10 protein-coding genes are annotated in these 12,982 nt (G+C 71.8%); 5 read left to right on the top strand and 5 right to left on the bottom strand.

Going from position 1 to position 12,982, the window contains the following annotated elements:
• The first annotated feature begins 2 nt into the window (after positions 1 to 2).
• The 4 genes from QFZ75_RS18970 (at position 3) to QFZ75_RS18955 (ending at position 6,243) form a co-directional block, all read left to right on the top strand.
• Positions 3 to 1,532, top strand: coding sequence for a bifunctional glycosyltransferase family 2/GtrA family protein (locus QFZ75_RS18970; protein WP_307538461.1), 1,530 nt, complete (start codon positions 3 to 5; stop codon positions 1,530 to 1,532).
• Positions 1,529 to 3,757 (top strand): glycosyltransferase family 39 protein, encoded by a 2,229-nt coding sequence (locus QFZ75_RS18965; protein WP_307538459.1) that lies wholly within the window; start codon positions 1,529 to 1,531, stop codon positions 3,755 to 3,757. The genes QFZ75_RS18970 and QFZ75_RS18965 overlap by 4 nt, the downstream gene beginning before the upstream one ends.
• Before the next feature lie 99 nt (positions 3,758 to 3,856).
• Positions 3,857 to 5,335, top strand: coding sequence for an MFS transporter (locus QFZ75_RS18960; protein ID WP_307538457.1), 1,479 nt, complete (start codon positions 3,857 to 3,859; stop codon positions 5,333 to 5,335).
• A gap of 128 nt (positions 5,336 to 5,463) precedes the next feature.
• The gene (locus QFZ75_RS18955) at positions 5,464 to 6,243 is read left to right on the top strand and encodes a TetR/AcrR family transcriptional regulator (protein WP_307538455.1); all 780 of its coding nucleotides are present in this window, start codon (positions 5,464 to 5,466) and stop codon (positions 6,241 to 6,243) included.
• A 147-nt stretch (positions 6,244 to 6,390) separates the two neighbouring features.
• Here the strand turns inward: QFZ75_RS18955 and QFZ75_RS18950 are convergent, their stop codons facing one another.
• The 4 genes from QFZ75_RS18950 to QFZ75_RS18935 form a co-directional block, all read right to left on the bottom strand.
• Positions 6,391 to 6,852, bottom strand: coding sequence for a PPOX class F420-dependent oxidoreductase (locus QFZ75_RS18950; RefSeq protein WP_307538453.1), 462 nt, complete (start codon positions 6,850 to 6,852; stop codon positions 6,391 to 6,393).
• Between the two features lie 48 nt (positions 6,853 to 6,900).
• On the bottom strand, positions 6,901 to 7,725 hold the full coding sequence (locus QFZ75_RS18945; protein WP_307538452.1) for a YceI family protein: 825 nt from the start codon (positions 7,723 to 7,725) through the stop codon (positions 6,901 to 6,903).
• 152 nt (positions 7,726 to 7,877) lie between these two features.
• Entirely contained in the window at positions 7,878 to 10,499 is a 2,622-nt protein-coding gene (locus QFZ75_RS18940; protein WP_307538451.1) for a DHA2 family efflux MFS transporter permease subunit, read from the bottom strand.
• Between the two features lie 23 nt (positions 10,500 to 10,522).
• Complete coding sequence (locus QFZ75_RS18935; protein WP_307538449.1) at positions 10,523 to 11,119, bottom strand: MarR family winged helix-turn-helix transcriptional regulator; 597 nt, start codon at positions 11,117 to 11,119, stop codon at positions 10,523 to 10,525.
• A 419-nt stretch (positions 11,120 to 11,538) separates the two neighbouring features.
• Here QFZ75_RS18935 and QFZ75_RS18930 point away from each other — a divergent pair, with 419 nt between their 5' ends.
• Positions 11,539 to 11,736, top strand: a complete 198-nt coding sequence (locus tag QFZ75_RS18930) for a hypothetical protein (RefSeq protein ID WP_307538447.1) — start codon at positions 11,539 to 11,541, stop codon at positions 11,734 to 11,736.
• Between the two features lie 313 nt (positions 11,737 to 12,049).
• Here QFZ75_RS18930 and QFZ75_RS18925 read toward each other — a convergent pair whose 3' ends face one another.
• On the bottom strand, positions 12,050 to 12,949 hold the full coding sequence (locus QFZ75_RS18925) for an RNA polymerase sigma factor SigF (protein ID WP_307538445.1): 900 nt from the start codon (positions 12,947 to 12,949) through the stop codon (positions 12,050 to 12,052).
• Between the last annotated feature and the right edge of the window lie 33 nt (positions 12,950 to 12,982).

Genomic DNA, 12,982 nt, shown 5'->3' with positions numbered 1-12,982 from the left:
TCATGCGAACCGAACCTTCTCCCGGCAACCTGCCGGCGCGGGAGCACCTCCCGGCCGGACATGCCGGTACGCCTGTCCTGGACGTAGTGATCCCCGTCTACAACGAGGAGAAGGACCTCCAGCCGTGCGTGCTCAGACTGCACGAGCACCTCTCCCGCACCTTCCCGTACGCGTTCCGCATCACGGTCGCGGACAACGCGTCCACGGACACCACCCCGCTGGTGGCGGCGCGGCTGGCGGCGGAACTGCCCGGGGTCCGGTCGTACCGGCTGGAGCAGAAGGGCCGCGGCCGGGCGCTGCGCACCGTCTGGTCCGCCTCGGACGCCCCGGTCCTCGCCTACATGGACGTCGACCTCTCCACCGACCTCAACGCGCTGCTCCCGCTGGTCGCCCCGCTGATCTCCGGTCACTCGGACCTGGCGATCGGCTCGCGGCTCGCCCGCAGTTCGCGGGTGGTGCGGGGCGCCAAGCGGGAGTTCATCTCCCGTACGTACAACCTGATCCTGCGGGGCTCGCTGCAGGCCCGCTTCTCCGACGCGCAGTGCGGCTTCAAGGCGATCCGGCGCGATGTCGCGCAGGTGCTGCTGCCGCTCGTCGAGGACACCGGCTGGTTCTTCGACACCGAGATGCTGGTCCTCGCCGAACGGGCAGGGCTGCGCATCCACGAGGTGCCGGTCGACTGGGTCGACGACCCGGACTCGACCGTGCACATCGTCAAGACCGCGACCGACGACCTCAAGGGCGTGTGGCGGGTGGGACGCGCCCTCGCCACCGGCTCGCTCGCGCTCGACCGGCTCGCCCGGCCCTTCGGCGACGACCCGCGCGACCGTGAGATCAGCGGTGTGCCGAAGGGCCTGGCCCGCCAGCTCATCGGGTTCGGCGTCGTGGGCGTCCTGTCCACGCTGTTCTACCTGGTGCTCTACAGCGGCTTCCGTACGTTCTCGGGCTCGCAGGTCGCCAACGCGCTCGCCCTGCTCGTCTCGGCGGTCGCCAACACCGCGGCCAACCGGCGCCTGACCTTCGGCGTACGCGGCAAGGGCGGTGCGGTACGGCACCAGGCGCAGGGCCTGGTCGTCTTCGGTATCGGGCTCGCCCTCACCAGCGGCTCGCTCGCCGCCCTGAACGCGGCGACCACCGAACCGGCGCACGCCACCGAACTGGCAGTTCTGATCGTCGCCAACCTCGCGGCGACCGTGCTGCGGTTCCTGCTCTTCCGGGCCTGGGTGTTCCCGGACCGGCACGACGGGTCACCGTCGACCGTCGTCGCCTCGCACATGCCCGCCACGCCCGCGGTGTCGGCGGTGCCGGCCTCGCCCGTCTACGCGGCGGCGCCGCGGTCCCCGTACGGCGGTCCGGACACGCAGTCCGCGGACGTCTACGGCACGCAGTCCGCGGACGCCTACGGCAGGCCGGCCGGCTCCGGTCCGTACGGCACGGCCGACGCTCCGCACGACCACCAGACCTGGGGGGACGCCGCCATGCAGATGCAGCCGGTGCGCCCGAACGACCACGATCCGAGGGACGCGCGATGACGACGACCCAGCACGGCCATCCGGGTACGGAGACCGCCGGCTCCGGTGAGGGCCCGACCGTCCCGCCGGCGACAGTCGTACGGGAACCGGCCGGTCCGGTGCGGTCCGCCGCCCCCGAGGACGGCAGCCCCGGGCAGCCCTTCGCGCGCCGCCTGTGGCGCGGGCGGCCCGAGGACAACCGCTGGGTACGCCCCGCGTTCCTCGGCGCGCTGCTGCTGATCGGCGCGCTCTACACCTGGAACCTCACGGCCTCCGGGTACGCCAACTCCTTCTACTCCGCGGCCGCCCAGGCCGGCAGCCAGTCCTGGAAGGCCTTCTTCTTCGGCTCGCTCGACTCGGCCAACGCCATCACCGTCGACAAGCCCCCGGCCTCCCTGTGGCCGATGGCCCTGTCGGTGCGGCTGTTCGGCCTGAACTCGTTCGCGATCCTGTTCCCGCAGGTCCTCATGGCCGTCGCCACGGCCGCGGTGCTGTACGGGGCGGTGCGCCGCCGGTTCCGTGCCGCGGCAGGCTTTCTCACCATGGCGGTCTTCGCGCTCACGCCCGTCGCCGCGCTGATGTTCCGCTTCAACAACCCGGACGCGGCCCTCGCCCTCCTGATGGCCGTCACGGTCTACTGCGTGCTGCGCGCCATGGAGAAGGCGCGGACGAAGTGGCTGGTCTGGGCGGGCGCGGCCGTCGGTCTCGCCTTCCTGGTGAAGACCCTCCAGGCCTTCCTGATCCTGCCGCCCCTCGCGATCGTCTACGTCGCCCTCGCGCCGACGACCCTGCGCAGGCGCATCGGGCAGGTGCTCCTCGCCGGACTGTCGATGGTCGTCGCGGGCGGCTGGTGGGTGGCGCTGGTCGAGCTGTGGCCCGCGTCCTCCCGCCCGTACATCGGCGGCTCGCAGAACAACTCCTTCCTCGAACTCACCTTCGGCTACAACGGACTCGGCCGCATCAACGGCGAGGAGACCGGCAGCGTCGGAGGAGGCGGCGGGGGCGGCGGGGGCGGCGGCGGCTGGGGCGAGACCGGCTGGGACCGGATGTTCAGCTCCTCCACCGGGGGCCAGATCTCCTGGCTGATCCCGGCCGCGCTGATCGTGCTCGCCGCGGGCATCGCGCTGACCTGGAGGGCGAGGCGGACCGACACGGCCCGCGCCGCGTTCCTCGCCTGGGGCGGCTCGCTGCTGATCACCATGGTGGTCTTCAGCTTCATGCAGGGCATCTTCCACGAGTACTACACCGTGGCCCTCGCCCCGTACGTCGCCGCCGTGGTCGGCATGGGCGCGAGCGTGCTGTGGGAGGAGCGCGGCCGGATGTGGATCGCGCTCACCATGGCGGCCGGGTCGACGGCCACCGCGGTCTGGGGGTACGTCCTCCTGAACCGCTCCTCCGACTACCTGCCCTGGCTCAAGTGGCTGGTCCTGGTCGGCGGCCTGGTCGCGGCCCTCGGCCTGATCTTCATCACGCGGCTCGGGCGCGGGCTCGCCCTCGCGGTGGTCGGGCTCGGCTTCGTCGCGGGGCTCGCGGGCCCGACGGCGTACACGCTGACCACGCTGAACGAGGGCCACAGCGGCTCGATCGTCACGGCGGGCCCTGCGGTCTCGGGCGGTCGCGGCGGTCCGGGCGGCGGCGGTGGCATGGGCGGTGGCCCCGGTGGCGGCGGTGGCGGTATGCCGGGCCGGAACCAGCAGGGCGGCACCGGCCAGAACCAGCAGGGCGGCGGCACGGGCGGGCCTCCGACCGGCGGCTTCCCCGGCGGCGGCCAGGGACAGGGGCAGCAGAACGGCCAGAACGGCCAGACCCGGCCCGGTGGCGGCACCGCCGGTGGCACCGGTGACGGTGGCGGCATGGGCGGCGGCGGTATGGGCGGCCTGCTCAACGGCGCGACGGTCGACTCCGAGGCCAAGGCGCTCCTGGAGAAGGATGCCGGTGACTACACCTGGGCCGCGGCGGCCGTCGGCGCCCAGAACGCGGCGAGCTACCAGCTCTCCACCGGTGACCCGGTGATGGCGATCGGTGGCTTCAACGGCAGCGACCCGTCGCCGACGCTGGCCCAGTTCAAGAAGTACGTGGCGGACGGAAAGATCCACTACTTCATCTCGTCCGGCTCCACGGGCGGCGGTGGCGGCAGCGACTCCGGTACCGCGTCCAAGATCAGCGAGTGGGTGCAGGACAACTTCAAGAAGGTGACGGCCGGTTCGTCCACCTTCTACGACCTGACGCAGTCCACCAGCGGCTGACGGTTCGCCCCGGCGGGGGCGGTGGCGGGGGCGGGAGCGCTCCGGCCACCGCCCCCGCTTTGCTGTACGCCGTACAGGTAATGTTCTACGGTGTATGGCATGCCCATCTCGCCAGGCCATCCCCAGCGGTGGCCGATCCTCGGTGTCATCTGCCTCGCGCAGCTCACCGTGCTGCTCGACAACACCGTGCTGAACGTCGCGATCCCCTCCCTCACCGAGGAACTGGGCGCGGGCACCGCCGACATCCAGTGGATGATCAACGCGTACTCGCTGGTGCAGTCGGGTCTGCTGCTCAGCGCGGGCAGCGCGGCCGACCGGTACGGCCGCAAGAAGATGCTGGTCGCCGGGCTCGTCCTGTTCGGCATCGGCTCGCTGACCGCCGGACTCGCCGGCACCACCGGGCAGCTGATCGCCGCCCGCGCGGGCATGGGCGTCGGCGGCGCGCTCCTGCTCACCACCACGCTCGCCGTCGCGATGCAGATCTTCGCCCCCGACGAGCAGCCGAAGGCCATCGGCATCTGGAGCGCCGTCAACGCCCTCGGCTTCGCGGCCGGCCCCCTCCTCGGCGGGTTCATGCTCGACCACTACCGGTGGGGTGCGATCTTCCTGGTCAACCTTCCGGTGGTGGCGCTGGCGCTCTGCGCGGTGATCGCCCTCGTACCGGAGTCCAGGAATCCGCGCGGCGACCGGCCCGACCTCCTCGGCGCGGTCCTCTCCACGATCGGTATGACCGCCCTCGTGTACGCGATCATCTCCGGCCCGGAACACGGCTGGACCTCCGGCCGCGTCCTTGCCGTGGCAGCCCTGGCGGTCGTGGTCCTGAGCCTCTTCGCCCGTTGGGAGAGCCGGATCCCGCACCCCATGCTGGACCTGCGCTTCTTCCGGAACCGGCGCTTCACCGGAGCCGTCGCCGGTGCCGTGCTGATCACCTTCGGCATGGGCGGCGCGCTCTTCCTGCTGACCCAGCACCTGCAGTTCGTCCTCGGGTACGGGCCCCTGGAGGCCGGTCTGCGCACGGCGCCGCTCGCCCTGACCGTGGTGGCCCTCAACTTCACCGGCCTGTCGGCGAGTTTCACCGTGAAGCTCGGCACGCCGGTGTCGATCGCGCTCGGCATGGTCCTGATGTCGGGCGGCCTGGTGTCGATCGCGACCCTCACGGCGAGCGGGTACGCCGGCACGCTGCTCGGCCTGCTGCTCATCGGCGCCGGCTGCGCGGTCGCCAACCCCGCCATGGCGTACGCCGTCATGAGCTCGATCCCGCCGGAGAAGGCGGGCGTGGGCGCGGGCGTCAACGGCACGCTGGCCGAGTTCGGCAACGGCCTCGGCGTCGCCGTCCTCGGCGCGGTCCTCAACGCCCGCTTCGCGGCGCTGATCCCGTTCGCCGCGGCCTCCCTCCCGGCGGCGCTGGCCGCGGCGGACTCGGCGGACGAGCGTACGCGGGTCACGGACGCATTCGTCTCGGGCCTGGAGACCAGCCAGTTGGTGGGCGCCGGGGCGGTGCTCGCCGGCGGGCTGCTGGCCGCCGCGTTGCTGCGGCGGGCCGAGCGGGAAGACTCCGCCGTGACGGTGCCGACGTGAGGCCCGCTTAGCATCAGGGCGGGGCGGACCCCGAAATGCCGGGAACCTCGAAATTCTGGGAACCCTGACATGCCGGGGCCCCGAAATTCCGGGACGCCCCTCCCCGAGAGTTCCGAGGAAGGTGCGCCATGGTGAGGGCAGCCGACCGGGCCGAGCGCCCGGCGCGGACCAGCGTCTGGCTGGAGGGCAAGGCCCCGCGGGGCGGTGGGGCCCGTGGCGGCCAGCCGCCGTCGCTCGACCGGGACCGGATCACCGCGGTCACGGCAGCGCTGCTCGACGCGGAGGGGCTGGCCAAGTTCTCCATGCGGCGACTGGCCGCCGAGCTGAACGTGACCGCGATGTCCGTCTACTGGTACGTGGACACGAAGGACGATCTTCTCGAACTGGCGCTCGACGCCGTGTACGGCGAACTGGAACTGCCGGATCCGGACGCCGGTGAGGAGGACTGGCGGGACCAGCTCCGGGCGATCGCCTCCGGCTACCGGGCGCTCCTCGTACGGCACCCGTGGGTGTCACCGCTCGCCGGTACGTTCCTCAACATCGGGCCCCGGTCGGTGGCCTTCTCGCGGACCGTGCAGCGGGTGATCCGCCGGACGGGGCTGCCGCCGCACCGGCTGGCGGGGGCCATCTCCGCCGTCTTCCAGTTCGTGTACGGGTTCGGCACGATCGAGGGCCACTTCACGCTGCGCTCGGCCGAGGCGGGGATGAGTCCTGACGAGTACTTCCAGCAGGCGTTGAGCACGGCCCGGCAGGCGCCCGAGCTGGGAGAGGTGCTCGACGAGTCCGCGCAGCTGATGCGGGCGCGCGGGGGGAGGACGGTGGAGGAGATGTACGAGCGGGACTTTCATTTCGCGCTCGACCTGGTCATCACCGGCATCGAGACGGTGGTGCTCCGCGGGGAGCCGTGAGGGCGCCTTGGCCGACGGGCCGGTGGGTGGGCAGGCCGCCGGGTGGGCGGACCGGTGGACCGGCGGGCCGGTGGGCCGCCGGGTGGGTGGGTGCGGGCCGGTAGGGGCCGGCCGCGCCGTTCCCCGCGCCCCCGAAGAACCCGCGTCCTACGCCAGCCGCGCCGGGAAGCCGCCGGTGGCCACCGGGCCCCACTTCCGCGGGGTGATCCGGATGATCGACTTGCCTTGCTCGATCATGGCCCGGCGGTACTCGTTCCAGTCGGGGTGTTCGCCCGAGATGTTGCGGAAGTACTCGACCAGGGGCTCGACCGACTCGGGGGAGTCGATCACCTCGGCCGTGCCGTCGATCTGGACCCAGGGGCCGTTCCACTCGTCGCTCAGGACGATGAGGCTGACCCGCTCGTCGCGCTTGGCGTTGCGGGTCTTGGCACGCTCCGGATAGGTGGAGACGACGACCCGGCCCGAGTCGTCGACCCCGCAGGTCAGAGGCGAACCCTGCGGGCCCCCGTCCGCCCGTCGCGTCAGCAGGATCGCGCGGTGACGGGGGCGTACGAAGTCCAGCAACTGATCCAGCGATACGGAGGTGTTCGTCGCGATGTTCGGTGCCATGCGGGCAGCTTAGGCGCTGGGCCGCGGCTGGTCCTGCTCCTGCGGGGCCTACGCCTGCGGGAGTGTCTCGCCCTGCACGGCCTGGATGTCCAGCTCGATCTTCAGCGTCGTACCGATGGCCGCGATGCCCGCCTGCACGACCTGGTTGTAGTTCATCGCGAAGTCCTCGCGGCGCAGCTCCGTGGTGGCGCGGAAGGCCGCCCGCGTCCCGCCCCAGGGGTCGGCGCCGGTGCCCAGGTAGGCGAGGTCCAGGTCGACCGGGCGTACGACGCCGTGCAGGGTCAGCTCGCCGTGGACCGTCCAGCGGTCGGTCCCGGCGGCCGGGGTCAGGCCCGTCGAGACGAACCTGATCTCCGGGTGGCGCTCGACGTCCAGGAAGTCGGGCGACCTCAGGTGGCCGTCGCGCATGGCGTTGCCCGTGTCGATCGAGTCGGCCCGGATCACCGCCTCCACCCGCGACTTGGCGACCTCGTCCGGCGCGATCTCGATCGCGCCGGCGAACCGGGTGAACCGGCCGCGCACGCTGGAGATGCCCAGGTGCTGGGCGACGGCGCCCACGGAGGAGTGGACCGGGTCCACGGTCCAGGGGCCGGGCGGCGGCAGCTCGGTGCCGCCCTGCCGGGCCAGGGTGACGGTGCCGATCTCGGCCCGGCCGCTCGCCGTGACGATGGCGCTCGACGCGACGGGCGCGTACCCGACGGCCGTGACGATCACCGTGTACGCGCCGGGCGCGAGGCCGACGACGTCCCGGACGGTGCCTTCCTCGTCCGCCTCGGCGCGCACCACCTGGGCGCCCGTCATGTCGGTCACCGTGACGACCGCGTGCGACACGGCCCAGCCGTCCCGCGTACGGATCCGCGCGGTCAGTCCCATTGCACACAACCTCATCTCAAGAGAACCGGCCCGTGGAGCACGCCTCCGCTCGGAACGCGCTCCACGGGCCGGGGTCTGTCATTACCGGGTTCCTACCGGGTTTCTACCGGGTTCGTACCGGTTTTCCGCCGGGTTCCTGCCGAGCCCTCGGCTTACGCGCCGGGGTGCGCGAGCCGGATGTCGTGGCCGTCCACGCCGCCGCCGCTCACGGTCAGCGCCGTGGCCACCGGCGGGTAGCCGGTCGCGATGACCGTGTACTCGCCGCTGTCCAGGTCGGTGAAGGCGTACGCCCCGTCCGTCCCGGTGGTGGCGGTGCCGACCACGTTGCCGGCCGCGTCGACGAGCGTGACGCGGGCGTCGCCCAGCGGGCCGCCGGGTGCGTGCACCACGCCCTGGAGCTGCGCTCCGGCGGTGAGTTCGACCTCGACCCGGGTGACGCCGGTGCCGCCGACCTCGACGGGCAGCGCGCGGGGCCGGTGTCCGGCGGCGTTCACCGCGACGGTCACGGCGCCGGGCACGAGCTCGGCGAAGGCGAACTCGCCCTGCGCACCGGTGGTGCCGGTGGCCAGCACGTCACCGCGCACATCGGTCACGATGACCATCGCGCCGGCGACCGGGAGCCCGCTGTCGGCGGCCTTCACCGCACCGGAGAGCCCGCTCGTGCCGCTCAGCAGGATGTCGTACGCGAGCGGCTCGTCGTTCACGACGACCGTCGAGGCCTGCGGCTGGAAGCCGTCCGCGGAGGCGATCAGCACGTACGAACCCGTGCCGGGCGCGTCCACCGCGTAGGCGCCGTCGGCCTGGGCGACCGAGCGGCCCAGCTGACGGCCCGCGAGGGAGATCAGCGTGACGGCGGCCCGGGGCACGGGCGCGCTCTCGGCGCCGCGCACGAACCCGTGGACCGGGATCCCGCCGGAGCCGGCGGCCGCACCGGTGTCGGTGCCGCTGTCGGCACTGGTACCGGCCGCCAGGGTGGCGACCGCCGCGAGCCGCTGGGTGCCCTCGGGACCGGACCCGTTGGCACTGCTGTCACCGCTGTTGTCGCCGGCACCGGTGTCCGTGCCGGTGCCCGTGTCGGAGACGGCCCAGCTCGGGGTGTGCTCGCCGGACCCGGCGGGGGAGGCTCCGTTCGTACCGGCCGCTGCCGCTGCCGGTACCGGGGCAGGAGCCGCGTTCTCCGCCTGGGCCTCGGCGGCCTGCGCCAGCCCGCCCGACGTACGCAGCGGGACCTCCTTGATGAAGAAGGTGACGACGAAGGCGATGAACGCCATGGCGGCGGCGATCAGGAAGATGTCCGCGATGCCGTGCCCGTAGGAGTTCTCGACGACGGTACGCAGCGGGCCGGGCAGCGAGTCCACGTCCGGGATGCCACCGCCGCCCGAACCGGCCGCTGCGGAGTACTTCGGGTCGATGCCGGCCAGGCCGTCCTTCATGTAGTGCGTGATGCGGTTGGCCAGCACGGCACCGAGCGCGGAGACGCCGATCGCACCGCCGAGGGACCGGAAGAAGGTGACCACGGAGCTGGCCGCGCCGAGGTCGGAGGGGTCCACCTGGTTCTGCGTGCACAGCACCAGGTTCTGCATCATCATGCCGATGCCGAGACCCATGACCGCCATGAAGACGGCGACCTGCCAGTAGTCCGTGTCGTACCGGATCGTGCCGAGCAGCCCGAGTCCCGCGGTCAGCAGGGCGCCGCCGGCGACCAGCCAGGCCTTCCACCTGCCGGTCTTGGTGATGATCTGGCCGGAGACGGTGGACGAGATGAACAGGCCACCGATCATCGGGATCGTCATGACGCCGGACATGGTCGGCGACTTGTCCCGGGCCAGCTGGAAGTACTGGCTGAAGAACACCGTGCCCGTGAACATGCCGATACCCACGAAGAGCGAGGCGACGGACGACAGGGTGATGGTGCGGTTGCGGAACAGGCGCAGCGGGACGATCGGCTCGCTGGCCTTGGACTCGACGAGCACGAACAGCAGGCCGAGGACGATCGCGCCGGCGACCATCGCGTACGTCTGCCACGAGATCCAGTCGTACTTGTCACCGGCGAAGGTGACCCACAGGAGCAGCAGCGAGACCGCGGCGGAGATGAGGAACGCGCCGCCCCAGTCGACCTTGACCTCACGCTTCACGGTGGGCAGGTGCAGAGTCCGCTGGAGGACGATCAGCGCGATGACGGCGAAGGGCACGCCGACGTAGAAGCACCAGCGCCAGCCGAGCCAGCTGGTGTCGGTGATGACACCGCCGAGCAGCGGGCCGCCGACGGTCGCGACCGCGAACGTCGCGCCGAGGTAGCCGGAGTACCGGCCGCGCTCGCGCGGGGAGATCATCGCGGCCATGACGATCTGCGCGAGGGCGGACAGACCGCCGACGCCGACGCCCTGGACCACACGGACGGCGATCAGCATCCCGGGGTTCTGCGCGAGCCCCGCCACCACCGAGCCCAGGACGTAGATGACCAGGGCTATCTGGACGAGGGCCTTCTTGCTGTAGAGGTCCGCGAGCTTGCCCCACAGGGGTGTCGTCGCGGTCATGGACAGCAGCGTGGCCGTGACGACCCAGGTGTAGGCGGACTGGCCGCCGCCCAGGTCGCCGATGATCTCGGGCAGTGCGTTGGAGACGATCGTCGACGACAGGATCGCGACGAACATGCCGAGCAGCAGCCCGGAGAGGGCCTCCATGATCTGCCGGTGCGTCATCGGGGCGCCGTCGGGGGCGCCTCCGTGCTTGGCGTGTGAGCCCCGCACACCGGCTGGTGTGGTCGTTGCCATGGGCTTCCTTTTCTTGTGATGCGTCATACGGGTGTACGGGTGGTCCGCCCGCCGGGAGCCTTTCCGGGCTTCCCGGGCTTCCCGGGTGGGACGGACGGTTCGCTCGGCGACGGCGACGGCGGCGGCGACGGCGCGGGCGCCGGGTGCGGCACAGCCGTCGCGGCGGGTGCGGCAGGCACGGCCGGTACGGTCCGGCAGTCGCCGAAGCCCGCGCGCAGTCGTCCGAGCAGGTGGTTGAGCTGGTCGACCTCGTCGTCGGACCAGTCCGCCAGGTAGTGGGCGAGCGCGTTCATGTAGCGCTCGGAGAGGTCGGCGAGCATGTCCCGTCCGGCGGGGGTGAGCCGCAGGATGCGGGAGCGCTTGTCGGCGGGGTCGGCGGACCGGTCGATCCAGCCGCGCTCGGCGACGTGCGCCACATGCCGGCTCGTCACCGACATGTCGATGGCCATCAGCTCGGCGAGTCTGCTCATCCGCATCTCACCGTGCCGGTCGAGCAGCGTGAGTACGGCGGCGGAACCCGCCGGGCACTCGTGCGGGAGTACCCGGCCCAGACCCCGCTTCACCGCGCCGATGGCGCTGAGCTGCTGGGCCAGCTCCTCGTACTGCTGTCGAGCGGCCATCGCACCTTCCTCTTTTGTTGCTTTAGGCAACCATAAGAACTGTTGGTTGCTGCAGGCAAACGAAATGAGGCCCTACGGTCTAAAACCTTGGCAAAGGCAAGTATTGGCAAACGTAAACCCGCAGGTGGGGAGGCTTTTGGCCGAGGTTCGAGGGCTGGGGGCTGGGGGCCGGGGGCTGAGGGCTCGGGGCTGGGAGCTGGAGGTCGGGGGCCGAGGGCTGGAGGTCGAGGCCGGGGTTTCCGGGGCCCGGGGGCGGAGCCGTCCAGGGGCACGGGGAACTGCGCACTCAGCCACACCGCACCCGTAGGTTCACACGCACGCCGCCACCCCGGTCCGGGCGCCCACACCGCAGCGCACCCGAACCGGAAGACGGCACCCGAAACTTGGGACCGCAGAACGCACCCGATAGGGTCACGCGCATGGCAAACACCCAGGGCCCCGAGGGCAATCACGACCCCGCGGGTAGCACCCAGATGTTCCGAGCGTTCGTCGACGACCCGCAGAGCCGTCAGCAGCAGCAGTCAGCCTCCGCCCGGGGCCCCCGGGTCGGCCTGATCGTCGGTGTGATCGCGGTCGTCGCGGTCATCGCCGTGGTGGCCTGGCTCGCACTCAAGTAGGAAAGGGGCGCCACCGGGCGCCCCGCTCCGACCGGGCGCCCCGCTCCGACCGGGCGCCCCGCTCCGACCGGACGGACCGGCCGCGCCGGACCGGCCTCACCGGACGGGACGGGTCCCGCATCCCGGCACTCATGCCGAGGGGAACGGTCCAGGCCCTTTCTTCCGGCTGCCCGGACATGGCGCGGCCGTCGAGGCATCCCGAGGGCGCCTCGACGGCCATGTATCGCCTGGACGGCCGGCGTATCGCCTGCCGGTCCGTCCGCATGACTGCCTGACCGACAGGTCAGGACAGGCCGGGCCGGGACGGGACGGATCAGTCGGAGATGAGCCCTTCCCGCAGCTGGGAGAGCGTCCGCGTGAGCAGCCGGGAGACGTGCATCTGCGAGATGCCGACCTCCTCGCCGATCTGTGACTGCGTCATGTTGGCGAAGAAGCGGAGCATGATGATCCGCCGCTCGCGGGGCGGCAGCTTGGCGAGCAGGGGCTTCAGGGACTCGCGGTACTCGACCCCCTCCAGCGCGGTGTCCTCGTAACCGAGGCGGTCCGCGAGGGAACCCTCGCCGCCGTCGTCCTCGGGGGCCGGCGAGTCGAGGGACGACGCCGTGTAGGCGTTGCCCACCGCCAGGCCGTCGACCACGTCCTCCTGCGACACCCCGAGCACGGTGGCGAGTTCGGCGACGGTCGGCGAGCGGTCCAGCTTCTGGGAGAGCTCGTCGCTGGCCTTGGTCAGCGCGAGCCGTAGCTCCTGGAGCCGGCGCGGCACCCGCACCGACCACGAGGTGTCCCGGAAGAACCGCTTGATCTCACCCACGACCGTCGGCATCGCGAACGTCGGGAACTCCACGCCCCGTTCGCAGTCGAAGCGGTCGATCGCCTTGATCAGGCCGATCGTGCCGACCTGGACGATGTCCTCCATCGGTTCGTTGCGCGACCGGAAACGGGCGGCCGCGTACCGCACCAGCGGGAGGTTCAGTTCGATGAGGGTGTCTCGTACATAGGCGCGCTCGGGGCTGTTCTCGTCCAGCGCGGCGAGCCGCAGGAACAGGGAGCGGGACAGGGTGCGGGTGTCGATCACTTCCGGGGTCGGGGGGAAGGCCGGGGCTTCCGCGGCCTGGATGGCCGGAACCTCGACAACGACACTGTGAAGCACGTCGGATGCGGATTCGCTCTTCTCGAGCGTGAGCACCTTCGAGCTGCCCTGGTCTGCGGACATGCCACCCCCTTTGGGTCGCGGACGGTCGCGGCG

Source organism: Streptomyces sp. V3I8, from assembly GCF_030817535.1.
Taxonomy (GTDB): Bacteria; Actinomycetota; Actinomycetes; order Streptomycetales; family Streptomycetaceae; genus Streptomyces.
Note: the sequence above shows the minus strand (reverse complement) of the source record. Positions and strands in the feature narration are given on the sequence as shown.